This is a genomic window from Coleofasciculus sp. FACHB-542, from assembly GCF_014695825.1.
GTDB lineage: Bacteria > Cyanobacteriota > Cyanobacteriia > Cyanobacteriales > FACHB-T130 > FACHB-T130.
In genome coordinates, this window is sequence record NZ_JACJPB010000027.1 from 67,591 (window position 1) to 94,409 (window position 26,819).

General features: G+C 45.0%; 22 protein-coding genes and 1 tRNA gene. 15 read left to right on the top strand and 8 right to left on the bottom strand.

Annotated features, from left to right (window positions below):
• Positions 1-117: 117 nt before the first annotated feature.
• Entirely contained in the window at positions 118-1,419 is a 1,302-nt protein-coding gene (locus H6F52_RS08950; protein WP_190533884.1) for a glutamate-5-semialdehyde dehydrogenase, read from the bottom strand.
• A gap of 258 nt (positions 1,420-1,677) precedes the next feature.
• On the opposite strand from H6F52_RS08950, the gene H6F52_RS08955 reads away from it, so the two are divergent.
• The 3 genes from H6F52_RS08955 to H6F52_RS08965 all read left to right on the top strand — a co-directional run bounded on the left by H6F52_RS08955 (position 1,678) and on the right by H6F52_RS08965 (position 3,256).
• Positions 1,678-2,358: a hypothetical protein gene (locus tag H6F52_RS08955; RefSeq protein ID WP_190533887.1), complete on the top strand. Its 681-nt coding sequence runs from the start codon at positions 1,678-1,680 to the stop codon at positions 2,356-2,358.
• A 202-nt stretch (positions 2,359-2,560) separates the two neighbouring features.
• Positions 2,561-2,764 carry a tetratricopeptide repeat protein gene (locus tag H6F52_RS08960; protein ID WP_190533890.1) on the top strand — a complete coding sequence of 68 codons (204 nt, stop codon included), beginning with the start codon at positions 2,561-2,563 and terminating at the stop codon, positions 2,762-2,764.
• A 258-nt stretch (positions 2,765-3,022) separates the two neighbouring features.
• Positions 3,023-3,256, top strand: coding sequence for a hypothetical protein (locus H6F52_RS08965; protein WP_190410030.1), 234 nt, complete (start codon positions 3,023-3,025; stop codon positions 3,254-3,256).
• Positions 3,257-3,260: 4 nt separating this feature from the next.
• Here H6F52_RS08965 and mazG read toward each other — a convergent pair whose 3' ends face one another.
• Together mazG and H6F52_RS08975 are read right to left on the bottom strand one after the other, a co-directional pair.
• A complete protein-coding gene (gene mazG / locus H6F52_RS08970; RefSeq protein WP_190533893.1) occupies positions 3,261-4,118 on the bottom strand; it encodes a nucleoside triphosphate pyrophosphohydrolase in 858 nt (285 codons plus the stop codon).
• A gap of 28 nt (positions 4,119-4,146) precedes the next feature.
• A complete protein-coding gene (locus tag H6F52_RS08975; RefSeq protein ID WP_190533896.1) occupies positions 4,147-4,761 on the bottom strand; it encodes a metal-binding protein in 615 nt (204 codons plus the stop codon).
• A gap of 90 nt (positions 4,762-4,851) precedes the next feature.
• Here H6F52_RS08975 and H6F52_RS08980 point away from each other — a divergent pair.
• From H6F52_RS08980 to H6F52_RS09020, 9 genes are all read left to right on the top strand, one after another.
• Positions 4,852-4,924 (top strand) — tRNA-Val (locus H6F52_RS08980).
• 46 nt (positions 4,925-4,970) lie between these two features.
• A complete protein-coding gene (locus H6F52_RS08985) occupies positions 4,971-5,150 on the top strand; it encodes a hypothetical protein (RefSeq protein ID WP_190533899.1) in 180 nt (59 codons plus the stop codon).
• Between the two features lie 301 nt (positions 5,151-5,451).
• Positions 5,452-7,233, top strand: a complete 1,782-nt coding sequence (locus H6F52_RS08990; RefSeq protein WP_190533902.1) for a site-specific DNA-methyltransferase — start codon at positions 5,452-5,454, stop codon at positions 7,231-7,233.
• A gap of 8 nt (positions 7,234-7,241) precedes the next feature.
• A complete protein-coding gene (locus tag H6F52_RS08995) occupies positions 7,242-9,755 on the top strand; it encodes a DEAD/DEAH box helicase family protein (RefSeq protein WP_190533905.1) in 2,514 nt (837 codons plus the stop codon).
• Between the two features lie 93 nt (positions 9,756-9,848).
• Positions 9,849-10,427: a Uma2 family endonuclease gene (locus H6F52_RS09000; protein WP_190533908.1), complete on the top strand. Its 579-nt coding sequence runs from the start codon at positions 9,849-9,851 to the stop codon at positions 10,425-10,427.
• 423 nt (positions 10,428-10,850) lie between these two features.
• Positions 10,851-11,801: a phosphoribulokinase gene (locus H6F52_RS09005; protein WP_190533911.1), complete on the top strand. Its 951-nt coding sequence runs from the start codon at positions 10,851-10,853 to the stop codon at positions 11,799-11,801.
• 135 nt (positions 11,802-11,936) lie between these two features.
• Complete coding sequence (gene radC / locus H6F52_RS09010; RefSeq protein ID WP_190430057.1) at positions 11,937-12,668, top strand: DNA repair protein RadC; 732 nt, start codon at positions 11,937-11,939, stop codon at positions 12,666-12,668.
• Positions 12,669-13,154: 486 nt separating this feature from the next.
• A complete protein-coding gene (locus H6F52_RS09015) occupies positions 13,155-14,081 on the top strand; it encodes an RnfABCDGE type electron transport complex subunit D (RefSeq protein ID WP_190533914.1) in 927 nt (308 codons plus the stop codon).
• A 29-nt stretch (positions 14,082-14,110) separates the two neighbouring features.
• On the top strand, positions 14,111-15,469 hold the full coding sequence (locus tag H6F52_RS09020; protein ID WP_190533917.1) for a DUF2330 domain-containing protein: 1,359 nt from the start codon (positions 14,111-14,113) through the stop codon (positions 15,467-15,469).
• A 76-nt stretch (positions 15,470-15,545) separates the two neighbouring features.
• Here the strand turns inward: H6F52_RS09020 and dtd are convergent, their stop codons facing one another.
• Together dtd and H6F52_RS09030 are read right to left on the bottom strand one after the other, a co-directional pair.
• Entirely contained in the window at positions 15,546-16,001 is a 456-nt protein-coding gene (dtd, locus tag H6F52_RS09025; protein ID WP_190410019.1) for a D-aminoacyl-tRNA deacylase, read from the bottom strand.
• A gap of 126 nt (positions 16,002-16,127) precedes the next feature.
• A complete protein-coding gene (locus tag H6F52_RS09030) occupies positions 16,128-17,267 on the bottom strand; it encodes a GTP-binding protein (RefSeq protein WP_190533920.1) in 1,140 nt (379 codons plus the stop codon).
• 547 nt (positions 17,268-17,814) lie between these two features.
• Here H6F52_RS09030 and cysS point away from each other — a divergent pair.
• The 3 genes from cysS to H6F52_RS09045 all read left to right on the top strand — a co-directional run bounded on the left by cysS (position 17,815) and on the right by H6F52_RS09045 (position 22,912).
• Positions 17,815-19,296, top strand: a complete 1,482-nt coding sequence (gene cysS, locus H6F52_RS09035) for a cysteine--tRNA ligase (protein ID WP_190533923.1) — start codon at positions 17,815-17,817, stop codon at positions 19,294-19,296.
• 391 nt (positions 19,297-19,687) lie between these two features.
• Positions 19,688-21,277: an ATP-binding protein gene (locus H6F52_RS09040; RefSeq protein WP_242030413.1), complete on the top strand. Its 1,590-nt coding sequence runs from the start codon at positions 19,688-19,690 to the stop codon at positions 21,275-21,277.
• A gap of 552 nt (positions 21,278-21,829) precedes the next feature.
• Positions 21,830-22,912 carry a tetratricopeptide repeat protein gene (locus tag H6F52_RS09045; RefSeq protein WP_190533926.1) on the top strand — a complete coding sequence of 361 codons (1,083 nt, stop codon included), beginning with the start codon at positions 21,830-21,832 and terminating at the stop codon, positions 22,910-22,912.
• Between the two features lie 118 nt (positions 22,913-23,030).
• Here H6F52_RS09045 and H6F52_RS09050 read toward each other — a convergent pair whose 3' ends face one another.
• The 3 genes from H6F52_RS09050 to H6F52_RS09060 form a co-directional block, all read right to left on the bottom strand.
• Positions 23,031-24,035: a ribose ABC transporter permease gene (locus tag H6F52_RS09050; protein WP_190533929.1), complete on the bottom strand. Its 1,005-nt coding sequence runs from the start codon at positions 24,033-24,035 to the stop codon at positions 23,031-23,033.
• The gene (locus H6F52_RS09055) at positions 24,032-25,576 is read right to left on the bottom strand and encodes a sugar ABC transporter ATP-binding protein (RefSeq protein ID WP_190527183.1); all 1,545 of its coding nucleotides are present in this window, start codon (positions 25,574-25,576) and stop codon (positions 24,032-24,034) included. Before H6F52_RS09055 ends, H6F52_RS09050 begins: the two co-directional genes overlap by 4 nt.
• Positions 25,577-25,664: 88 nt before the next feature.
• A complete protein-coding gene (locus H6F52_RS09060; protein WP_190533932.1) occupies positions 25,665-26,642 on the bottom strand; it encodes a substrate-binding domain-containing protein in 978 nt (325 codons plus the stop codon).
• Positions 26,643-26,819 lie beyond the last annotated feature (177 nt).

Genomic DNA, 26,819 nt, shown 5'->3' on the forward strand with positions numbered 1-26,819 from the left:
TTTTCCTGGGCTTCTGTTGGAAAAATTTATCTTCGACCTTCACTGGGCTACTTTCGGGGGTGAGAAAATTTAGGGAGATTCTCCGCCGAGTATTTCTACTACACCTAGATTCGGTGTCTACAAATCTCGATGAGTAAAGAGTTTGGCATCTGCACCGCTGTAGGTGGCAGCAATATGCCCATCGCCTGCGATTTGATATTTGTATGTCACCACTCCTTCTAAGCCTACAGGGCCGCGAGGAGGCATCATTTGAGTACTGATTCCCACTTCTGCGCCCAATCCGTAGCGGAAGCCATCGGCAAAGCGAGTTGAACAGTTATGAAAAACTCCAGCAGCATTGACTTGTGCCAGAAAATTAGTGGCAGCAGCAGTATCTTCTGTCACGATGGCATCAGTATGCCGAGAACCGTAGGTATTAATATGGTCAATCGCTTCTGAGAGAGAATCTACAATTTTGATTGAGAGAATTAAATCGCTGTATTCTGTCGCCCAGTCGGCTTCAGTCGCCTGTGTAATGTTCAGAATTTCGCAGGTGCTTTCATCTCCCCGCAATTCTACATTTTTTGATTGCAAAGTATTCGCAACTTGCGGTAAAAATTCCGATGCGATCGCTTGATGCACTAGCAGAGTCTCCACAGCGTTGCAAGCGGCTGGGTAATGGGTTTTGGCATCTACGGTAATCGAGATAGCTTTTTGCAGATCCGCCGCTTTGTCCACATAGACGTGACAAATCCCTTCCGCATGACCCAAAACAGGAATCCGAGTATTTTCTTGCACAAAACGGACAAAAGAGTTAGAACCTCTAGGAATAATTAAATCTACAAATTGATCTAATTTCAGCAGTTCTAAGGTTTCCTCTCTCGTTGTCAGCAATTGCACTACATCTGGATTTACTTCAGTCTTCGCTAATCCCTGGCGAATCGCTTTCACCAGCGCTTCACAAGAACGCACCGCTTCCTGTCCGCATTTGAGGATAACACCGTTGCCAGATTTGATGGCAAGAGTGGAAATTTGCATCACTGCATCGGGACGCGCTTCAAAAATCACTCCCAGAACGCCTAGAGGACAGGTAACGCGCTTGAGAATTAATCCCTCATCCAGTTCCCGGTGAACCTGCACTGCGCCCACGGGATCGGGCAGACGCCCCACATCTCGCACCCCCGCGATCGCGCCTTTTAGCTTTGTTTCATCCAACTTCAAGCGAGCGTAAAGCGGTTTGGGAATTCCTGCCGCCTCCGCTGCCTTGCAATCTGCCGCATTCGCCGCCACAATCTCTGATGCTGAGGATTCTAGCGCTTGCGCGATCGATTCAATTGCTTGGTTTTTCGCCTCTGCGGACAACACTGCCAAGCTTCGCGCTGCTTGACGAGTTTTTTGAGCGATCGCACTTAAGGACATGGAAGCAATCTGGGAAGTCATGGCTCTGAATCAAACGCCTACGTTCAAGCCAAAGTTTAGCAAAATGTGGCTTCTGTTTAAATTCTAATAGATGGGATGCCTGAGTTTAAATCGGATGAACCTAAGGCTAGAGATAGGTTTACTACTTTTTAATTGATTTATAAATTAAATTTATTAGCTCGATTTTAGCTCATTTTAATAAATTCTTAATTGTTGTTTGTAAAATATATAAGTAGTATGAAAATAAAATTTTCAGAAAAATTACAAAATATAACTTAAATGAGTATACATCAAAAAAAACTGTTAGTTTCTGCTAGCCCACCCGCAGATAAACAGTTGCAATCTAGACAACAGTTACGGATTGATTTGGCTCAAGAGTGCCAAAAATCCCAGCAGTTACGAGCTGATGGCGTTAAAAAGCGCCAAAAATCCCAGCAGTTGCTAGCTAATTTGCCTAAAACCTGTCAAAAATTACAGCAATTGTTGGCTAATAGTGCTGAAGAGTGCCAAAAGTCGCAGCAGTTACGGGCTAGTTCAACTAGAAGTGTTCCGGTCGAGCTGTTAGACATTGATTTAGACATTGATTTAGATGAACGCCTCCCCACGATAGACTTGCCTTTAGATTCATTAGAGTATTTCGACGCGCTTGTGCAATCGCAGTCTGACGTAGAGACTCGTCTCCAAATGGTAGATCGATTGCAGTTAGACTTAGTAGAAAGTTTGCGATCGCTTGAGGACTCCCTTCAGCAATTTCCACTTGATTTAGGTAAATCTCTGCTGAAAGAAGAGCTGTTGATAGAAAATCAGCAGCTAGATGTCTTAGATAGAGATATCCTCCAAGAGTCTTCCGATAGCCCTGAGTGCGGAGAAATTGTAAAAGTTATTGACAAATTTCTTGCTCAATATTTAAGCGGAGATTACTCAGAAGATGATGAATCTACCGCCAGCGATACTCTTTGAGTATCGCTGGCGGCGATGAAATTTTTTATTTAGTTTCATCCCCATAAACCCGGTTTCTTCGAGAAAGCGGGTTTTTCATTTCAATGGTTCTATCTTTTGGTAGATGAATTTCTGAAATTTTCCGAAACTACTGTGACAAACCGTGTATCTAGCGAGTATTTGGTCAACAAATACCGCTGCTCCTTCTTCAGGGAGATGCATTATGTCACTCGAAGCCGGATTTGACGCGCTCAAACAAGGACGATATCAAGAGGCAGTTCCGTTGCTCAGGCAATACTGCCATTGTTCCGATGCTCGCGCTAAAGACTACCTGAGAGGTTTGATGGGGCTAGCGAAAGCCTATCAAGGTAGCGGAGAGACCCAAAAAGCGATCGCGCTTGGTTTTGTCTTCCCATCCCTGTACTAAATTTCGGAAATTTTCTTCATCCAACCTGTAGTTTCAAAAAGGGCGAACACTGCAAGCGCACGGTTCGCCTTCTTCTTGGTGCTGAGGAACTCAAACCGGCAAACCAGGTGCTAGAAAATTTCATCGCAAATTTATATAAGTATTGTTTTCCTATGAAGAGTATATGAAGTTACATAGATTCAGTATTTTGACGGAAGATAATCGAATCCAATGACCTCTAAGTTAGGTAAAGAACAGTCAGGAAGTGGGCTTCAGAAAATGAGTGCAGTTTCAAAAAATGGGTGGGATTCCTGGAGAATGGCATCAATCGCGATCGCTCGGAATTCAAGAGCATTGGAACAGCTATCGGAGAAACTGACTTCAAAGTACACAGATTCAGAGATGGCTGGGATATGGCGGCAGGCACGGTTGGTGCTAGCAGAAGAAGATGAGTGCTGGCTGGAAGAAGAACTGTATCGCATCCTCATTCAGGATTCCCAAATCGCGGCTTAAAAATTTAGCGTTCCTTGTTTAATTCGCCCGAAGCTGCTAACTGAGCTTTCGCTTGTTGCCAAAGCGTTTCCAACTCATCTAATGTGTAATCAGAGAGGGGACGGTCGGCAAAAGCCTCCATTTTTTTCAGACGCTGAATAAATCGCTGATTCGTTCCCTGTAAAGCTTCTGAAGGATCGAGATCGTACCAACGGGCAAGATTAATCACCGTAAATAATAAATCTCCCAGTTCCGCTTGCTGATGGGCTTCGTCTTCCTGTTGCAGTGCCTCTTCAAATTCTGCTAACTCTTCGTGAAACTTCGCCCACACGCCCTCAATATTTTCCCACTCAAACCCAGCCGCAGCTGCCTTTTGAGAAATTTTCATCCCTGCCATCAGTGGCGGCAATGTGCGGGAATAACGAGTCAGTTTGCGACTTAGCTGTTGCGCGTCTTGAGTCGTTTCTCCTTTTTCTGCGGCTTTGATTTTCTGCCAATTTTCGTGGACTTCCTCCGCAGTTTCGACTTCAACCTCTCCAAAGACGTGAGGATGACGGCGGATCAGCTTTTGAGTAAGCCCCTGAACGACATCGGTTAAGCTAAATTGCCCGGATTCGCTGGCAATCTGCGCTTGCAGCACCACTTGTAGCAATAAGTCCCCCAGTTCTTCAGCGATCGCATCTTTATCCCCAGTGCGAATCGCATCTACGACTTCATAAGCTTCTTCGATGACATACGGGGTGAGGGTTTGGGGAGTCTGCGCTAAATCCCACGGACAACCTCCATTGGGCGATCGCAACTGGGCAACAACCTCAATCAACTGTTGCAGGGCTTCTAGTGCAGTTTGAGGCATGGGATGAGCAGATTCTGGGGAATTTGACATAAACGAAAATTCAGTTTGTCTTTCGATCTTACCTTCGCGTCCTCTGCGTCTTGGCGGTTGGTTTCTTGACTCTACGCTGACTCACTTTGCCGGTTCGCTTCCGAGTCTTCACTCGCTTAGGCATCACCGCCTTCAATCCACTTTTTTTAAACCGCTTGTAGGCAGAACCCCCCCAGTCACTGAACGAGTGACTCATTGCACCCAATTCCAAACCCACAAACAGCGCTATCCATTCAGCCGGGTATTGAGTAAGCGATCGCTGCACCTGATTCGCTATCACCTGCCAAGTCCATCCGACACCCCAGACTAGCTGTAGTATCCCCAATATCAACAATCCCACGAGAAAGAGCCAGCAGGCGAGATAAAGCGATCGCACGATTGTCCCAATTGCCAACCCGTGGGAAAAAACCGAGCGGTGACGTAAACACTTCTGGTAGGGTATCCAAATCCACCGCAACCAGCCCCAACGCTGATAAGGACGGGAGTTTAGATCCAAGTCTGGGCTAAACATCAGCCCGCTGAATAAAAATCCTCCGGAAACAATTAACGTGAGGTCGCCGCTGCGAGTCAGCCCGAACGTCATGCCAGCCACCCAAGGCAGGCACCATAAAGTTATACGATCGTGCGTCCGACCAGAGGGCATCCGTTAAATTTGAGATTTTTTAAAATTTATTCTGTTTGAATAGTAGCAGCAGCAGCGTAATCTGCTATTATCTAAAAAGTGTCTGAATTTGGGCGGTTAGCTCAGTTGGTAGAGCGCCTGCCTTACAAGCAGGATGTCACTGGTTCGAGTCCAGTACTGCCCATTAAAAATTGTATAGTGACTAATTATCTGTCACAAATGACAGATGAATGTCATTAACCCAAATTCAGCTTCATCCAGATTCGTTTGGAGAAGCTAAGCGATGCGAGAATCTCGTCACTAAAATAGCACATTATGGAATCGATCGATTGGGGTCGCCTGTTGTGCTATCTTCGAGCGATCGCATTCATCAACGCTTGCGAGAGAACCTTAGAATTTTTGAACGGTAGATGAGTTTGTCTGACGATTGAGGACAGTTGCTAACAGGGAGAAGCGAATCTATGCCGTAGGAAATCGCCTCCCTAAAATCAGGTCAGCCTGACTCCGGTGTGATTGGATAGAATTCACTGCTACGTAGCAAAAAGATTGGCAGGGTAAGAAAACTCTAAACTCTGCATTAGTCTATGCAGTGGCAAGCTTACAGGCTAAAACTAGCTGCCACAAGGAGAGCTGGTATGAAGTAGGGGCAATCTACCAAGAGTAAAATTTTAAATCTGTGGATGAAAAACCCGCACAAGATAGGATTCGACTATGGCAACACTCCACTTTAAAGGCAAGTCTTTTGTCCAAAATCACCATCTGACGGTCAAGTATCACCATCTTGTACCCGATAAGGCAGCTAGTCTTACCGCTAAGGTGAGTCTTCACGACAACCTGATTGTTCATGGGGACAATCTGATTGCCTTGAAAGCATTACTCCCTACCTATGCAGGTAAGGTCAAGTGCATTTACATTGACCCACCTTACAACACGGGCAATGAAGATTGGGTTTACAACGATAATGTCAATTCGCCCATGTTGCAGGAATGGCTTGGCAAAGTAGTTGATAAGGAAGACCTTAGCCGCCACGATAAATGGCTCTGCATGATGATGCCTCGCCTGAAACTTTTGTGGGAACTCCTTCATGAAGAGGGAGTGATTTTCATTTCAATTGACGATCGCGAAGTTCACCACTTGAGAATGTTGATGGATGAGATTTTCCAGGAAGAAAATTTTATCGCTCAACTGGTGTGGGAGAAAGGTAGGAAAAACGATGCCAAGCTATTCTCTGTTGGGCATGAGTATATGGTCGTTTATTCACGTTCATTAGCAACTCTTCGACAGTTAGGAACTGTCTGGCGGGAACCCCAGCCTGGAGCTAAGGAGATTTGGGATGAGTATTGTCGTTTGCGAGAAATACATGGAGAAGACGACAAAGCTATAGGGAATGCTCTTCAAGAGTGGTACGAACAGCTTCCGAAGCAGCACCCTTCCAAAGCACTAAGCCGTTACAAGAATGTTGACAAGTGGGGGCCGTGGAGAGATGACAACATTTCTTGGCCTGGTGGGGGAGGCCCGCGATATGACGTAGTTCATCCTAAGACAAAACAACCTTGTGCAGTTCCTGAACGTGGATGGGGTTTTTCAACTCCCGAAGCCATGCAGAGGAAAATTCAGTTGGGGCTTGTAGTATTCCGAGAAGATCATACTAAGCCCCCTATCCGTAAAACCCATCTCCGTCCAATTCCTGAAGAACTGGAAGAAGATGAGGAATTCTTGCTTAACGAAGATGACGACGAAGATAAGGACGAGGCTAAAGTTGGCATGAAAGTAATGCCGAGCGTTATCTATCGACAATCACAGGTTGCTGTGAAGTATCTGCGTAAACTTATGGGAGCCAAAGTCTTTAACAACCCAAAAGACCATGAAGTGCTTGCTCGGATTTTTCGTTACTGTACCTCTCCTAGTGATATTATTCTCGATTCATTTGCAGGTTCTGGTACAACAGCTCATGCAGTTCTGGCACTTAATAAAGAAGATGGTGGAAATCGTAGATTCATTCTAGTGGAGTGTGAAAAATATGCTAAATCAATTACTGCTGAACGAGTAAAACGAGTGATTCAGGGATTACCAGAGTCCAGAGATCAAAATCTTAAAATAGGACTTGGTGGTACATTTTCTTTCTTTAAATTGGGCGAAGCAATTGAAATGGAGTCAATTTTACAGGGAGATAACCTTCCCAGTTATGAAGATCTTGCTCGGTATGTTTTTTATACAGCTACAGGCGAAGAATTTAATCCATCACAAATTGATTTGGAGCGTAACTATATTGGTGAAGGCAAACAATATGAAGTTTATTTACTTTACAAGCCCAATTTAGAATATTTAAAGACATCTGCTTTAAATTTAGAAACAGTCGAAAAAATGGGTGACTACAAAGGTAAAATAAGAATGGTGTTTGCTCCAATGAAATATCTTGATATAGAGCGGTTACAAGAATACCGAATTGAATATTGTCAGTTGCCATTCGAGATATATAAGCTTAGAGATTAAAGGAAGTAATGGAACTTAAAGATTATCAGCAAAGATGTCTTCTAGATGTCAAAGTTTATCTAGAAGCTCTTGCCGATTGGAAGGCCAGATATGATAAGCTTGCAGCAACAGACCAAGAGCTTGCTTCTGCTGTTGATTTTCCTCGCAAAGCATGGGAAGCAGCCACCAATGAGCTGCAACGATTGCAGTACAGTTCTAAAAAAAATGGTTTAGGTGAACATTTGCCGAGCTTCTGTTTAAAACTGCCTACAGGTGGTGGTAAAACTTTACTGGCTTCCCATACAATTGGCTTAATTAATACTCACTATCTCAAAAAACAAACCGGATTAGTATTATGGATTGTTCCGACAACTCAGATCTATCGACAAACGATTAAAGCTTTAAGAAACCGCGAACACCCTTACCGCCAAATTTTAGATATCAACAGTGGTGGAAGAACCTCAATTCTAGAGAAAACAGATAGATTTACACCGCTTGATATTGCTGAAAATTTAGTAATTCTGCTTTTAATGCTGCCTTCGGCAAACAGACTGAATAAAGAGAGCCTAAAAATCTTTCAAGATGCCAGTGGCTTTGATAGCTTTTTCCCACCGGAAGATCAACTGCAAGAGCATGAAAAGCTGCTTACTGCTTTACCTAATTTAGACTACTTTGGAAGTCAAGATTCCTTCTTAGGAAGGCAAATCAAAACATCCTTGGGAAATACTTTACGCCTTCTTAAGCCCCTCATTGTGATAGATGAGGGCCAGAAGGCATATAGCGAAAATGCTCAGAATACCATAAGAGGTTTTAATCCCTCTATCGTTCTTGAGCTTTCAGCTACGCCCCCACCCGCTAGCAATGTATTAGTCAGTATAAGGGGTCAGGATCTCAATCGCGAGGAGATGATTAAACTCGACATTCATCTCACCAATAAAGCTAGTCACGACTGGAAAGATACCTTACGAGATAGTATAGCAAAGCGCAATGAACTACATCATATAGCCCTTGAATATCAAGCAAGAACAGGTATCTATATTCGTCCAATCTGCCTTATACAAGTAGAACGGACGGGAAAAGATCAGATAGGCGAGATTAGGTACATTCATGCTGAAGAAGCCAAAGGGTTTTTGCTTAGAGAGTGTGGAGTTAGTCCCGAACAAATTGCAATCAAATCCAGCGAAAAAGATGATATAGAAGGTATTGATCTATTCAGCCCTGACTGTCCAATTTGCTACATCATTACTAAACAGGCACTTCAGGAAGGATGGGATTGTTCTTTTGCCTATATTCTCACTGTCCTAACTAACCCTACATCACAAACTTCTATTACACAGCTTGTGGGTCGGATTCTACGGCAACCTTATGCCAGAAAGACTAGAGTTCAAGAACTAGATGAAAGTTATGTTTTCTGCTTTCAACAAAAAGCAAACGTCTTATTAGAAAGTATCAGATGTGGGTTACAGGGGGAAGGTTTGGGAGATATAGCAGGTAATGTAGTTCAGGATGGGGTTGAGAAAAATTATGTAGAAGTTAGAATTAGAGAGAAATTCAAAAAATTTGAGGGCAAAGTTTATTTACCTCGTTTTGTCATACAAGAAGCTAACGATTGGCGAGAATTCAGCTATGAAATGGACTTGTTAAGCAGAATTAATTGGCGAGATGTTAACTTAGATAAAATCAAAAATCTAACTTTGTTAAAAGCTGAAAAAAAAGATGAAACTTTAGCAATTAGCTTAAGTCAGTTGGAATCTGAAGTTATTGAAAAGAGAGCAAGCACACTTGAAAAAAGTAGCCTCTCCCTAGACTACGTTTTTGTAACTCGTCAAATCTTGGATGTTGTTACTAATCCCTGGCTAGCTTTTGAAATAGCCGAAGATGTTTTTTCTATTTTGTCAACAAAATATAATAAAGAAAAAGTAGCAGAAAACCTCGTTTTTATTGTTGAAGAACTTCGTAAAGTTCTTGCTCAAGAACGTGACCGTTTAGCTGAAGAAATTTTTCGCAATCTCATTCAGAATAAGCAACTCTGTTTCTTTCTGCAAGTTGAGCAAAGCCCAGATATACCAACTGTAATAAAAGTCCGAAAAACTGCACGAAGGCTTAATAGAGAAAACGGTGACTCAATTCAGTTAAGTTTATTTGATTATGTTCCTGAAGAGGAGCTTAATGAAACAGAAAAAGCAGTGGGAATTTACCTTGATGAGCAAGAAAAATTACTATGGTGGTACAGAAATATATCTAGAAGAAATTATTATATACAGGGTTGGAAAAAGCACCGCATTTATCCGGACTTCTTATTTACTGAAGTGGATTCTAATAATGATGAAGATTGTTCCACAGTTTATGTTCTTGAAACCAAAGGATTACATCTAAAAAATGAAGATACGCAATACAAACAAAATATTTTCGATATATGCAATGAATTAGGAAAACAAATCCGTTGGAGTGACCTAAAACAAGAATTTTTTGCATCGCGAATTGAGTTCCAGGTCATATTTGAAAATGAATGGAAACGAAAAATAAATGAAATATTTGGTTGAGCAAGATTATTGAAGTCACTTCTTTCTTGACAGGAGGCTGACAATGCGAATGCTATGCCACAATTCAGGCAACAATAACCGGAGGTGGACGCGATGCCCCCACTACTGAATAAAACAACCGACCAACGCATTTTCCATCAGGGAACTTGGGAACAGTTCAAGTTCATCCAAAAGGGCTTTGAGGGTTCTCCTGGAGTGCGGCTGTTTTACTATGACGGGACGGTGGAGGTTCTCATGCCGGGACAAGACCACGAAACTTTTGCTCGTGTCATTGGTTACTTAGTGACTACGTTTCTTGTCGAACAGGGAATCTTCTTCAAGCCCACAGGAGCAATGACCCAGGAAAAAGAAGGAGTTGTCTCTGCCCAAGCAGACGAGTCTTACTGCATTGGGAGTGTAAAGCCGATTCCAGATTTGTCAATTGAAGTTGTCTTTACCAGTGGAGGCACCAGCAAGTTAGAACGCTATAAAGCTTTGGGCGTTCCAGAGGTTTGGTTTTGGGAAGATGGATCGCTGAAGCTTTATCATCTTCGAGACGGTAGCTATGAATCCATTGAGCGCAGCCAGCTACCCGGACTCTGCGAACTCGATCTTGATTTGCTCAGACGCTGCATTTTGATGTCAGAGACTGACGCTGGAGAAGCGATTAGAGCATTCCATCGAGAGATATAGCTTTAAGTAGATTATGCAGATTGTTGTATTGCCATCCTGGGGCATTTCTTCAGAGTTACATCCACCCAACGCGAGGTTGTTAAAACGATGCGATCGCCTTTTGCATGAGATGAGGGCGCGATCGCATTTTTCCTGATAGTGCGATCGCATTTAACCCAGCATGGGAACGTCAGAATTCATCGGTTGAGGGTGAGGAGAGCTAATTTTATAGGCTGCTGAAGATTGCGATCGCAATCTGGCATTGCGATTAATTTACATTAATTTACTTGGCGGGTGCCGATATAAAGAACGCACTGGGAGCAACCTGCACTGAGAACCAACGCCCGAACAGCAGGCATTCTTGCGATCGAGTTGATCCCTATTCCCTCTACAATTGAACAATTCAGAATGTCCAGCAGGACTTGCTTTTGCGCGAGAGGGAAAATGAGCCATCGTCCGATTATTTTAGGCATTGTTGGTGACAGTGCCGCTGGGAAAACAACACTAACACGAGGAATTGCTCAGATATTAGGTGAAGAAAATGTCACCATTATCTGTACCGACGATTATCACAAGTACGACCGGATTCAGCGTGCAGAGAAGGGAATTTCAGCACTGCATCCTGACTGCAACTACTTGGATATCATGGAGCAACACCTGTCCCTGCTTCAAAACGGACAGCCCATCCTGAAGCCGATTTACAACCACGACACGGGGATGTTCGATCCGCCTGAGTATATCAAGCCGAGCAAGTTTGTGATTGTTGAAGGGCTTCTCGGTTATTCAACCATGAAAACCCGTGACTATCACGATGTAAAAGTTTATTTAGCACCGCCTGAAGCTCTACGCGCTGAGTGGAAGATCAAGCGAGATACGATGAAACGGGGCTATAACGAAGAACAGGTTCGCGAACAATTGAGAAAGCGCGAACCAGACTCAGAAGCATACATCCGTCCCCAGCGCCAATGGGCAGATATCGTGGTAAGTTTCTACCCACCTACAGACACGCCAGAGGAGAACAGTTCACACCTGAATGTGCAATTGGTACTCAGACCGACAATTCCACATCCAAGCTTGACCCAAATTTTGAACCCAAGCAGTCCTAATTACAAACCGGCAATTCGCCTGGAACTTGAGCGGGATATGGGTAAGCCGGTTGATGTGCTAGAAATTGATGGTCAAGCAACCAGCGAACAAGTCAAAGACTTAGAGCGGATGCTGTGTAACGACATCCCCGATTTACTGCCTTTCTGTAGCTTGGACGGCACCCCCAATCTGGGTACTCTCGTCGGGACAACTGGGGAAACGCTCCAAAGTTACCCTCTGGCACTGACTCAGCTACTAGTTGCCTATCATATGCTCAAAGCTGCAAATATCCACACAGTAAAGAATTAAAAAATTAAAAATGCAAAATTAAAAGTTGAATTTCTCAATTTTTAATTTTTAATTCTTAATTGTTTTGTTCTTGGCGCGATCGCAACTCTCACGGCACTATCGGGAAAACTAGATATAGTCTTTCCCGGTGCATTTATGACCTATTGCCTCAGAATTGCAGATATACCCCTTAGCGAACGTCCTCGCGAACGATTAATGGCGCAGGGAGCCAAAAATCTTGCAACCGCTGAGCTAATTGCGATTTTGCTGGGCACGGGTCAAGGGGCAGGAAAACTTTCCGCTGTCGGTCTTGGGCAATACATATTACAGGAATTAAGTCAACACCAACGCGATCCGCTGGATATGTTACGAGATATCAGCGTTCAAGAGTTGACAAAAATTCCCGGTGTAGGGCCAGCAAAAGCCACCACAATTCTAGCAGCGGTTGAGTTAGGAAAACGGGCATTTCTATCTCGCCCTGGAGTTAGCACCATGATTGATAGTCCTGCTGCCGCTGCTGCTGCGCTCAGTCATGAGTTGATGTGGCAGATGCAAGAACGATTTGCCGTGGTGCTGTTGGATGTGAAGAATCGCTTGGTGGGTACTCAAGTGATTACTATTGGCACTGCAACTGAAACGTTGGCTCCTCCCCGCGAGATTTTCCGAGAAGTCCTTCGCCAGGGTGCGACGCGGCTGATTATTGCACACAATCATCCGTCAGGGAGCATTGAACCCAGTCAAGAAGATATTGATTTGACCCGTCAGTTGTTGATGGGAGCGCAATATTTAAGTATTCCACTGCTAGATCATTTGATTTTAGGCAATGGTGACTATCTGAGTCTGCGGCAAACAACCACCTTATGGGAGGAGTATCCGCAGGGGGATTGAAGTCGTGACAACGTCCCCATAACCTCTATGCTTTACCCACATCTGTTGAAAACCCTGTCACGCTACGGGAAAGGGCGAAGCCTTTGGATAGCGAGTTGCCCGTTTTTGTCCTCAAGTTATCGCTCAAATGCGAAAATCCCTACAGGGTTTTTGGACTTATGGGTAAAGCATAGCCATTAATCTTGGAGGCTTCTCAATTTCACAAGTGAGAGTTGCTGATTCATGAAGCAGTCGGGGATCTAAATCGCTGGCTCATAACTCAAATAAGATTTCTATATAGACTACTTTTGAAAAGCTTTCTAAAATTCATGAAAAGCATTGGCAAGATCCCTCGCTTCTCCAAGAAGTCTGGGAGTTGAATCGCTGGTAAAAACCGTCTTAACTAACCGGCATCTTTGTAACAATTTCTGTAACAGAACCCCTGTTCGCATCTTATTGCGTCTAGATTCAGGAGAAAGATACGGCTAATCTTACTATTAATCGGCAATGCTGCTAAAAGATGTCCGAGACTATCAAATTCTGTTTCTATCCTTGTTCCTGTTCTTAGGTATTTGGACAAGAGACTGGACGCTAAGACCGGATCTAATTCTAGTGGTCATGGTAACTTGTCTGGGGACTCAGTGGCTAGCAGTATCGATTAAACAAAACTTATTCAATTTGCTTCCGGTACAAGATAATTGTCCCAATGAAATTGATTGTGTTTTAACAAATGCTCCTATCAATCTTTCATTACGGAGTGCTTTTATTACGGCTTTAGGTCTGAGTTTGCTCCTAAGAGCCGATAGTTACAGCACAATGATTTTGGCTGGTTCTTTCGCAATTCTCAGTAAATTTATTTTTAATTTTCGGAATAAGCATTTTTTTAACCCTGCTAATTTTGGTATTATTGCCGCGCTTATCTTGACAAAAGATGCCTGGGTTTCGCCCGGACAATGGGGAGATGAATGGTGGTATGCGCTGTTATTTGCAGGCACCGGGGGCACGATTTTAAAACGAGTTGGTCGTTGGGATACAACTGCTGCTTTTTTAGGTTCCTACGCTTTGTTGGAAGCTACTCGCAATATTTGGCTTGGCTGGACATGGGATGTATTTTTACATCGATTGATGAGCGGTTCTTTGTTGTTATTCGCTCTATTTATGATTACAGATCCTCGTTCTATTCCTAACGCTAGGAGTGGGCGTTTAGTATGGGCAGTTTCTATTGGCTGCTTAACTTTTTTCTTGCGAAATCAATTTTTTATTTCTACTGCTGTTTTCTGGGCTTTATTCGCCCTTGCACCTATGACCGTTCTGTTAGATTTTCTCTGGTCAGCACCCCGATTTTCTTGGGCGGAGACTTCCTCACAGACATTCAGTACTTCAGTCATTGATAAACCTGAGGAAACTGAATCTGAGACGTATCTACAAGTGTAAGTTTTTATTAATTACTAGCAGAGGTAACAATGAAGTTATTTCGGATCTGTAAAACTTTAGTGATAACGCTTCTGGCTGTTATTTGCTTTGCTCCGACAGCCTGGGGATTTTGTGGATTCTATGTAGCGAAAGCGGATACAAAGCTTTACAATAAATCCTCGCAAGTAGTAATTGCTCGCGATCGCGATCGCACTATTTTAACGATGGCGAATGACTATCAAGGCGATGTCAAAGACTTTGCTCTGGTTGTCCCCGTTCCGACAGTGCTTCAGAAAGAACAGGTTCACGTTGGCGACCCTAAAATTATCGAGCGATTGGATGCTTTTAGTGCGCCGCGACTGGTGGAATATTTTGACGAAGATCCTTGTAATCCGGTCATGTACGAGAGGCTCCCTGCACCAGCATCCGCACCAACGTCAGGCGGTGCAAGAGCTAGCAGGGATGAAGACAATAGCTTGGGTGTCACTGTAGAAGCTCGTTTCAATGTGGGAGAGTATGACATTGTTATTCTCAGTGCAAAAGAATCAAACGGTCTAGAAACCTGGCTAAATCGCAACGGATATAAGATTCCACGGGGTGCAAAACAACTGCTGCAACCCTATATCCGGCAAAACATGAAATTCTTTGTTGCAAAGGTCAATCTTAAAGAATTTCAAAATTCCGGTTCTCAATTTCTGCGACCTCTACAGATGGCTTACGAATCGCCTAAATTTATGTTGCCGATTCGTCTAGGGATGATTAACTCTACCAGTGAACAGGATTTAATTGTTTACGTTTTATCACCTAAAGGACAAGCTGAAGTTACGAATTACCGAACTGTAAAAGTCCCCTCAGATGCTGAAATTCCAGTATTCGTCAAAAATGAATTTGGTGATTTCTACAAATCGATGTTTCAAACTTCATACACTCGTGAGGATAAAAAGGTTGCCTTTCTGGAATATGCCTGGAACATGGGGAACTGCGATCCCTGTTCTGCCGAACCTTTAAATCCAGAAGAACTGCGGAAAGCTGGTGTTTTTTGGCTAGATAATTATCCTTCGGATGCCCGCGAGTCAGCGCCTTTCCGTAGAGCCGTTGTTCCCTCTAATAATGTTTTTATCACCCGTCTCCACGTCCGGTACACCCGCGATAAATTCCCGGAAGATTTGGTGTTTCAAGAAACATCAAATGAACAAAGTTTTCAAGGTCGTTATGTTCTTCGTCATCCCTTTACAGGAGATGTGAAGTGTCAAGCGGGTCAACAGTATAAACAGTCTTTGACTAAACGATTTGAACAAGAGGCGCAGACTCTCGCCAAGCTGACTGGGTGGAATATTCAGGATATTCGGAAGAAAATGCCTGTTGCACAAAGCAGTTCTAGACCTTGGTGGCAAAACATCTGGCCTTAATAATGACCTAACATTTTAACCCTCTTTCCTGCAAAGGAAGGGGGAATTTACAGCTTTGGAGTCAATGTTATTCAAGTTAAGTCGCTTCTCGTTCTAGCAGCAAAGTAACAGGGCCATCATTTTCAATTGCTACCTGCATCATCGCCCCAAATTCGCCTGTTTCCACGCGCAAACCGCTCTGGCGCAACTTAGCGATAAACTGTTCGTAAAGATTTTGAGCGATCGCAGGGGCAGCAGATTTATCAAAAGAGGGGCGGCGTCCTTTACGACAATCTCCGTAGAGGGTGAATTGGCTGACTACCAGCAATTCGCCCCCAATTTCTAGAACGGATTTCTCCCAACGCCCGCTACCATTTTGCTCATCTGGAAATAAGCGCAATTCTAGACATTTACGAGCCATCCACTCCAGTTCAGCTTCGGTATCTGTTTCGGCAATGCCTACGAGTAAATTAAGTCCGCGCCCAATTTTGCCGATTACTCGATCTGAAACTTCAACTTGTGAGGATTTAACTCGCTGAATGACAACGCGCATAATTAGCTTCGATACACCTGTCGGGACATGACAATGCCATGCCCCGACCAAAAATTAGAGCCGCAATCTATTTGACCTAACTGAGAAAAGCGATTAGGAATTTAGCAATTAGCTAATTCCTAAAAACTATTTCCCAAAGCCTTTACCGCGAGAAGTAGAAGGCAGACAAACACAACTTTTGATTTGTTGTTGCAGGGTCTCTTTATCTAAATCCTGACCAATCAGTACCAACTGGTTTTTTGGTTTTCCTGCCCAGTCTTCATCATCGATGGAGAAGCGCTTGCCGCACAAGTGGAAGATATGACGCCGAGGACTTTCATCAAACCAAAGAATCCCTTTGGCACGGAAGACGGTCGAGGGCAGCTGATTATCTAGGAAATTTTGAAATTTCTTGATCGCAAAAGGCTTGTCGCTTTCAAAGGAAATCGAGGTAAACCCGTCATTTTCCAAGTGGTGGGAATGATGATCGTGGTCGTGATGGTCGTGAGTGCAAACGCCATGATCGTGATCGCAACTACTATGATCGTCGTGATGATCGTGATGATCGTGGTCATGACCGTGGTCGTGGTGGTGATGGTCGTGACCCTTTTCTGCCTCTTCGTTTTGGAAATATTTGTCAGTCTCAAATAAACCGACGCTGAGGAGTAACGGTAGCGGCACCTGTCCTTTGGTGGTTCGCATAATCCGGGCACCGCCTTTCATATCCCGAATTCTGACTTCTAAGGAGTCTAAGTCGGCTTCATCCACCAAGTCTGCCTTGTTGAGCAGGATGATATCACCGTATGCGATCTGGCTGGCGGCGGCTTCGCTGTTGAATAAATCGAGACTGAAGTTTTCCGAATCTACCACCGTAATGATGGAATCTAGACGAGTCATGTCTCGCAGTTCTGTACCTAAAAAGGTAAGTGCCACTGGCAGGGGATCTGCGAGTCCGGTTGTCTCGACTACCAGATAATCGACCTTTTCTTCGCGTTCCAGAACTTTGTAGACTGCTTCGACGAGATCGTTATTAATGGTGCAGCAGATACAACCGTTACTTAACTCCACCATGTCCTCGCCGGTGGTGACAATCAGCTCATTATCAATGCCGATCTCACCAAATTCATTAACCAGAACAGCGGTTTTGACGCCTTGCTGATTGCTCAAGATGTGATTGAGGAGGGTGGTTTTGCCACTGCCAAGGAAACCTGTAATGATCGTCACGGGTAAGCCGTGCTTGGGGGCATCTATCTCTGGAGATTGACTGGGAGTGGTGGCTGGTTGCATAGTGCGACTTTCAGATTTTCTCAAAAAACGTTGATAGAGCTATACGTAAATTACTGTAGGAGCTAAGCGCTAAGCGGAGTGTAGGTTTAGATCCCGATGATGGCTTGAAATGGAGATCCAACCTTTTACTTTATAGCAAGCGAACAGCTTCGCATACGCGCTAACAGAGCGATCGCTCTCTCCCTCCAGCTTACCTAACTCCGAAGAAGGCATTCTCCAATCCTTTTCGCATCGCCTAAGCATTTTTCATCTTGAAGCGAATTTCGCTCAGTAAAGCAATGTTGTTAGCGTTAGTGTTAGCGGATGCGAACTGACAAGTCAGCGCTAGGCTAACGCCTCGCTTCGCTAACGCTATCGCGTTAAGTCGATGTTGAAGCGCATGATGTTGTGTTGAAGCCGCATTGCTCCCTAGTTACTCTCTTAAGCACCTACTTTTTGAGACTTAATTAGCGACAAAGTAAAATTTTAATTCGGATGAGTGGATGGCTTGCTGACCAGGGAATTTAAAATACTGATACAGATGCACTTTATTTCTTAAGTTCTAGGAATGGCCCTAACACTCTACAACACCCTCACTCGTCGCAAGGAAGCCTTTGAACCCGTTGAACCCGGTAAAGCCGGGATGTACTACTGCGGCGTGACGGTGTATGACTATTGCCACTTGGGTCATGCAAGAGCTTGCATCGTCTGGGATGTGACGCGCCGTTATCTGCAATTTGTCGGCTATGACGTGCGCTATGTGCAGAATTTTACCGATATTGATGACAAAATCCTCAACCGGGCGCGTCTTGAAGGTTCGTCAATGGAAGAAGTCGCCGAACGCTACATCCAAGCTTATTTTGAGGATATGGCGCGGCTGAATATCAAAGAAGCGGATGAATATCCGCGTGCTACACACACGATCAATGGGATTCAGCGGCTGATTCACGAGTTGGAACAGAAAAATTTTGCCTATCCCGCTGCGGGTGATGTTTACTATGCGGTGCGTCAATTTCCGGAGTACGGTAAGCTGTCGGGACGCAAGTTAGAAGATATGCAAGCGGGCGCGAGTAACCGGGTGGAGGTGGAAGACCTGGAAGCGTCCAAGAAAAGAGATCCGTTTGATTTTGCGCTGTGGAAGGCGGCAAAACCGGGGGAACCCGCCTGGGAATCGTCTTGGGGTGCGGGTCGTCCGGGGTGGCACATTGAATGTTCGGCAATGGTGCGCGATCGCTTGGGCGATACAATCGACATCCACGCTGGCGGTGCTGACTTAATTTTCCCTCACCACGAGAACGAAATTGCCCAATCGGAAGCGGTAACTGGCAAGCCGTTAGCGAACTACTGGCTGCATAACGGGATGGTGACGGTAAATGGGGAGAAGATGTCTAAGTCTCTGGGCAACTTTATCACCATCCGTGAGTTACTCGATCGAGGGGTCGATCCGATGGCGGTACGGCTATTTGTTCTTACAGCCCAATATCGCAAGCCGATTGATTTTACCGATGAAGCAATACAAGCGGCGACAAACGGTTGGAATACGCTAAAAGAAGGTCTGTTGTTTGGATATAAGTACGGTTCCCAACTGAGTTGGACGGGAAACCCCGCTAATCTCCCCGTCAGCGAGGGGGGACATGACAACGCTGTGGAAAGATTTCAGGCAGAAGTGGATGATGACTTGAATTTTCCTGGCGGGTTAACCATATTGTTTGAACTTGCCAAAGAGTTAGGCAAGCAGGGAAATATCCTCGTTCATCAGGGTAAAACTGAGATCCCACCCGAACAATTAGAAATTTATTGGCATAATTTGGTTGATTTGTCAAGTGTGTTGGGCTTGGAAGTAAGTGCTGACGAGATCGCAAAGCTACAGGTTGAAACTGCCGCTTCTGGTGGTTTCAGCGATGCAGACATTGAGGCGATGATTCAGCAGCGCCAGGAAGCCAGGATTGCGAAAAATTTTGCTGAAAGCGATCGCATTCGCAACGAGCTACAAGCCAAGGGCATTACTCTAATTGATAGCCCGGATGGTACGCGATGGCATCGTAACTAAGATGAGCATTGCGGCAACTACCTATGCTGCACCAGCGATCGCCTTGTCAGGATTTTCAGCAGGAGCGATCGCTTTCTTCTTTCTCACCCTCACTCTCGTCATCTGAGTCTCATCCTGACTTTGCCAGCGCTGTTTATAACGCTTTTGAGTTTAGCAATTTGGCTACCTTGGCTGATTGCTTGATTAGGAGAGTGGCTAAAAGCCTACAAAATGGCATCTACACAAAAGAAGAGTGCTAATTCACACCCGTGGTAGAGGCTTTGCGTTTAAAGTTTCCGTATAGTGTAGCGAACAACACGTAAATTTACGTAAGCGATCGCGATCGCTGTTTCCGGATTAAGCGATCGCAAACGTGTAGAGATCGGTAGCACTACGCAGCTTTTTCAAAAGCTTGATAGTAGCCATACTGAATCAGGGCATTAACAGAGGTGCGATGGGACTGATGCACAAAATTCCAGAAGACACTTCTCACTGGACGGACTACTCACAAGAAATGCTAAGCAGGACTCAACAACAAGTAATGCCCTGGGCATGGATTGAGCAAGCATCAGTAACCCGGACTGAGGATTTTGAACAAAGCCAAACAGATGCAACTTCCCAACCGTCACCCCTACATTTGGATTCGACGCTAGAAGAATTAACGCTCTACGACGCTAGTATCGAGTCGGAACGTGCCGTAGAGGAAGCAATCCAGATTTTTGAAGCGAACCCATTGCTTCCTGGCATGATTATTACCGAACAAGGTAATTTCGTCGGAATGATTTCGCGACGGCGCTTCTTTGAATCTATGCGCCGTCTCTACAGCTTAGAGTTATCTTCCCCGCCCTCTCTGAAGGCACTCTACAGCATTGCCCGATGTGAGATTTTAGTATGCGATCGCAACAGTTCCATTGTCGAAACTGTACAGCAGTCCTTAAAGCGATCGCCTGAACTCATTTACGAACCGATCGTCGTGCAACTGCAATCGGGAATTTGCAGACTCTTAGACGTACATCAGTTACTCATTGCTCAATCGCAGATTCATCAACAGGCAGCAGAAGCACTGCGGCAATCAGAAGCTCAATCCAGAGAGAAAACAACCCAGTTAGAGCAAACCCTGCTTGAACTCCAGCGCACTCAAGCCCAACTGATTCAGACGGAAAAAATGTCTGGGTTGGGACAAATCGTTGCCGGTATCGCCCACGAAATTAATAACTCTGTCAGCTTTATTTACGGCAATCTCACCCATGCCAGCGAGTATGCCTACGACTTGCTGCACTTGCTGCACCTGTTTATCCAGCACTATCCTCAGCCAGTGCCAGAGATACAAGCAGAGATGGAAGACATTGACCTGGATTTTCTGAGGTCAGATTTGCCGAAACTTCTATCTTCAATGCAGGTAGGTGCAGAACGGATCTCTGAGATTGTTCTTTCCCTGCGGAACTTCTCTCGGCTCGACGAAGCAGAAGTGAAGTGTGTCAATATTCACGAAGGCATCGACAACACGCTCCTGTTTCTACAAAATCGGCTCAAAGGCAGAGGTATACGCCCTGATATTGTGGTTCAAAAAGACTATGGCGACCTTCCTTTTGTAGAATGCAATGCTGGGCAACTCAACCAAGCATTCATGAATATCTTCTGCAATGCAATTGAGGCACTAGAAAAGGAAATTAGTCACAGACAAGGAAATACCCATTACCCATCACCGATAATTCGGATTCGCACGGAAGTCGGAGATAACAATCAAGTTGTAATTCGGATTGCAGACAACGGCATTGGAATGACATCTGAGGTACAGCAACGATTATTCGATCCTTTCTTTACGACTAAACCTATCGGCAAAGGAACTGGCTTAGGGTTGTCAATTAGTTATCAAATCGTGGTAGAAAAACACAGCGGTCAATTGACCTATATTTCCGAAACGGGCAAAGGAACAGAGTTTGCGATCGCGATTCCGATTCAGCAGTACAATTCATCCGCTACTCTGTCTCAGTGCGCCTGAGCCAAAATTGCTGCTTGTCTTTTTCTAAACCTTTTTAACTCAATTGTTATGGCAATCCTATTTGAGTGTGGATGCTAGTAGTTCAGATCCCCGACTTCTTTCTCGAAGTCGGGGATCTCGCCTTCACGAATCATTCAGGCTTGCGATATCAAAGTATAGGTACGGTGGATTTCTATTAGCTGCCTCATTTCAAATCTGGTAGATTTCCCGCAAGAGGAAACCGCTTCCTCTATCTACCCACATTTCAGGGAGGAGAGATAGAGCCAGAGACTTAGACTTGCTTTGGATTTGGGGAAATTGCGAGTAATCAATCAGATTGGATATTACTACCTAATTAGGCAGATTAATTTAACATTAGTACAACTCTTTAGATAGACGAGCCAAGAAAATAATAGAGGTAGGGTTTTAACAAAGAGTTTCAAGAAATATGTCTTTAGGCTGCTAACTGACGTAACTGACTGAAGGTCAATTTTTTTACAACCAACATTTGTTCGCTTTTGGCAAGAAAGTTGCCAAAGTCAGTATTTTTTAGCCTAAGTTCAGGATATTCCCATGAGTACGCAAAATCAGAAACATTCGGTTAAAAAGCTTGTTAGCTTGATGAGCGTTGCTGGCGCTAGTGTTTTCCTCAGTTTTCCAGCATTAGCCCTCATCAATTCCAACTCTAGTACGAGAAGCCAACAATTATTAGCTCAGAGTACTCCAGGTGGGACACAAACAAATCCATCTGGCGCTGGTGCTAACCAACAAACTCCCGCTGGTACGGGTACGGGTACTAACCAACAAACTCCCGCTGGTACGGGTACGGGTACTAACCAACAAACTCCCGCTGGTACGGGTACGGGTACTAACCAACAAACTCCCGCTGGTACTCGTACTGGGCAACCTAACTATGAGGTAATTAGCCCAGGAGTTGTGCAACAGAATCCGGCAGGTGCGGGCACTACCCAGCAAACTCCAGCCGGAACTGGCACTGGTACAACTCAGCAAACTCCAGCCGGAACTGGCACTGGGCAACAGAATCCGGCAGGTGCGGGCACTACCCAGCAAACTCCAGCAGGCACGGGAACTGGCACGGGAACTGGTACAACTCAACAAAATCCAGCCGGAACTGGCGCTGGGCAACAAACTCCAGCAGGCGCGGGTACAACTCAGCAGAATCCCACAGGTACAGGTACAGGTACTGGGCAACAAACTCCAGCAGGTGCGGGAACTGGTACAATTCAGCAAAATCCAGCCGGTACAGGTACTGGACAACAAACTCCAGCAGGTGCGGGAACTGGTACAACTCAGCAGAATCCGGCAGGTACAGGTACAGGTACTGGGCAACAAACTCCATCTGGTGCGGGTGCAACTCAGCAGAATCCAGCCGGAACTGGGACTGGGCAACAAAATCCAGCAGGAACGGGCACTACTCAGCAGAATCCCGCAGGTAATACTCCAGGGGCTACGCAACGGAGTGGTCGGCAGGGGAATTATACTCAGTACATGAGACTTGGGTACGCTGCAACCCAACAAAGGGATTACCAAACTGCTTTGATTAACTTTAGAAGGGCGCTTAATTTACGTCCTGGGGATTCGTATGCGACACGAGCGATTAGCAATGTAGAAAGCTATCTTCAACGCAGTCGTTAGTTAAATCTTCGGTGAGGATCGCCAAACAGGGAGTCGCGATCGCGACTCCCTGTTTTTTAGATCTATTCTGCCTGACGTGCGATCGCTTCCTACCAGTCTGTCATCGGAAGCTCAACGCTTACGCAGCGCTAGTGCGGGTGCGGAGTTTGTCAATCGTCACGGCGATAATGATCACAAGACCTTTAACAACCAACTGCCAGAAAAATGACACGTTCATCAGGGTTAACCCATTGTTGAGGAGGGCAATAATTAAGGCACCGAGTAAAGTCCCCCAGATGGTGCCAATGCCACCCGTGAAGCTGGTTCCTCCTAAAATTACGGCAGCGATCGCATCAAGTTCGTAGCCTTGACCTAACATACCCGTCGCACTGTAGAGACGCGAGGCACTCATCACTCCGCCTAAACCGGAAAGCAACCCACTCACACCATAAACAAATAACAGCACCCGACTCACCTTAATTCCTGTTAGTCGTGCTGCTCGTATGTTACCGCCTACGGCGTAAATATGCCTTCCTAATACTGTCCGTCTTAAGACAAACCAACTCGCGACAACGGCAAGCAAAGCAATCACAACTAGCCAGGGAATGGGGCCAAGATAATTGTTACCTATCCAAGCAAAATTTAGATTTCGATTTAGAACGGTTGTGCCATTAGCAACTAAGTAAGCAACACCCCGCAAGGCTGTATAAGAACCAAGGGTGACGATAAAAGGTGGCAAACCTAAATAGGCAATCAACGACCCATTTAGTAAGCCTAGACCTAATCCTGCTAATAGGGCGGCTGGTATGGCGAGCAAACCAAGACCGGGGATCAACGAGACAAGCACCCCGACAACTGCGGTTACGCCCAAAATTGACCCCACAGAAAGGTCAATTCCTCCGGTCAAAATAACAAATGTCATTCCGGTCGCCAGCACGATATTGATCGATGCTTGCCGAATGACATTAATCAGATTTCCGGGCGAAAGAAAGCTTGGCGTAACAATTGAAAAAATTATACAGATTGCAACCAAAATCGGGAGGATGCCAGCAACCTGAATGAAATTTCTCCAAGCTTGACGCTTACTTGCTTTAGAGCGATCGCTCGTTCCATTTCTGGTGGTTCTTACTTCTGTTTGACTCATGATTTTGCTACCTCTCTTGCCCCTGTGGCATAACCCATGATGTTCTCTTGTGTAATTGCTTCCCCAGTTGAGCCGCCTACTTCACCAACCAGGCTTCCCGCACGCATCACCAAGACGCGATCGCTCATCCCCACGATTTCCGGCAGTTCGCTGGAAATCATCAAAATGGCTACACCTTTTGCTGCCAGATCGCTAATAATTCGATATATTTCGCTTTTCGCGCCGATGTCAACACCGCGCGTAGGTTCATCGAGCAAAAGTACCTTGGGATTAATTGCCAACCAACGGGCTAGCAATAACTTCTGCTGATTTCCCCCAGATAAATCCATTGCCCTGATGCTTGGGCTGGCAAGACGAATCCCTAAGTTGCTAACGGCATCAGCCACAATTTTAAAAAGAGATTTTGAGTTGATGATGCCAGAGGTTGCCTCTCGTCCAAGAACATTCATAGTGATATTTTCACCAGAACTTATCTCCAGAAATAGACCGAGATCCTTACGATCTTCTGGGACATAGGCAATTCCCGCTTTAATTGCATCATCGGGTGTCGAGATATTGAGAGAACGACCTTCCAGTTTTATTTCACCGCTAGCCTTTCGGTCAGCACCAAAAATAAGACGAGCAATTTCAGTTCTGCCTGCGCCAACCAAGCCTGCTAAACCAACAATTTCCCCAGCATGCAGTTTAAAACTCGCAGATTTTACCTTGCGCCCATCACTTAAATTCTTTACCTCAAGGACTACTGAGCCAGGATGGGTTTGACGCTTATGTTCGTATAAATCCTGTAAAGAACGACCCACCATCATTTCTACTAAGCGAGGGGCGGAAATTTCACTCCTCTCCAGAGAGCCTATATACCCGCCATCTCGAATCACGCTAACGCGGTCAGCAAGCGCATAAATCTCTTCCATCCGATGGCTAATGTAAATAATCGCAATCCCTTCATTCCGCAAGCGGCGAACAACCTCAAAAAGTTTCTCTGTCTCTCGGTCTGAAAGCGCTGCTGTCGGCTCATCCATTACTAGAATGCGGCTCTTGTGTTTGAGCGCCCTAGCAATTTCAACTTGCTGCTGTTCTGCAATGGAAAGGGTTGAAACCAGGTCGCCCGCATCAAAACTCGCGTCGAGGTTTCTCAATACCTCAGATGCTTGATGCCGCATTCCGTCTCGGTCAATGAAGGTGCCTCCTTTCTTAAGCTCGCTCCCCATAAAAATGTTTTCAGCAACAGTCAGATTTGGGGCGAGATTAAGCTCTTGATAAATAATGGCTATACCCAAATCTCTGGCTTGACCTGGGTCTGTCATCTTAACAGCTTGACCGTCAATTCTGATTTCCCCTGCATCGGCTATATAGGCTCCAGCCAGGATTTTCATCAGCGTACTCTTGCCTGCACCATTTTCACCCATAAGGGCATGAACTTCCCCAGGATAAATAGTGAGATTTACATCATGCAAGGCGGTGAAACCATTAAAGGTTTTTGTAATTCCTTGCATTTCGAGTACGGGTTTAGTTTTTATTGAGGGTTGAGTGCTACTTGCCATCAGAAATCCCTGTAATGTTTGTGAAAATACGATTCAAATTGATGGATTATCAAGTCATAAATTGGTGCAATTAACGACAAAAACTTGGTTATTCACTTGTCCAGCCTTTATGCTGATTCACGTTTTCACGAGTAACCAACGTGACTGGAATGAGAATGTCTGGATTGGCAGGCTTGTTCCCTTTGATAATGTCATTCCCGACCTCAACTGCCTTGGCTGCCATGCGAAAGGGGTCTTGAGCCGCAGTCGCAACAAATAAACTATTTTCCTGCTTGAGCGCATCTAGAGCTTCGGGTGCGCCATCGACGCCAACAATAAAGAACTCTTTCCGTTGTGCTTGGGTAGCAGCTAGCTCCGCACCAATCCCACAAGGGTCATTAATTGCAAAAACGGCATCAATTTTTGGGAAGGATGTGAGCAAATCGCTCATGACTCTCAATCCCCCATCACGGCTACCTTCTGCATTCTGATCTTTTGAAAGGATCTTGATATTGGGATATTTGGAAAATACGCTCAGACATCCTTGGACTCGCTCAACGACTGAAGCAACAGGAGGGCCGTTGATAATTACAACATTGCCTTGACCCTTCAACCGATCGGCAATGTATTGACAACTTACTTCACCTGCTTGCACGTTATTAGAGGTAACAGTGGCATCAACACCTCCTTCAGCGGCAGTATCAACTGCAATGATTGGAATTCCTGCTTGTTTAGCTTTTTCAACCGCTGCAAAAATCCCCTTACTGTCAGCAGCATTGAGTACAATCATGCTGACATCTGAGGCAATGAAATTTTCGATTTGATTAAATTGCTGATTTAAATCGTCCCCGCTAGAGACGAGCGTTGTGCTAACGTCCGCACCGCCAATTCTCTTAGCTGCCGCCTCTGCACCCTTACCAACTTGTACAAAGAAGGGGTTGCCGAGATCGCGCACTGTGACAGCAACGGATGAAAGTTCTGAACTATTTTGTTGGCTGTTTTGAGCGTTCCGGGGAGCTGATGTGCAACTCACAAGAGCGCTACTAGCTAGACTAAAAAGACTCAATGCGATCGCTACTCGTTTCACCTTAAACTCCAATGAATGCTCATTTGGAAAGAGTCGCGCGAATAATAGCCTGCAAACCCAACAGCAATCCTTGTCGGATCTAAGCTTTAATCCCTAACGTTTTAGGCAAAAAGCTCTCCAAGTCTAGGGTTAGACCATTTTTTTCTTTCTTGCTAGTAAAATTTTCTCGATCCGCTT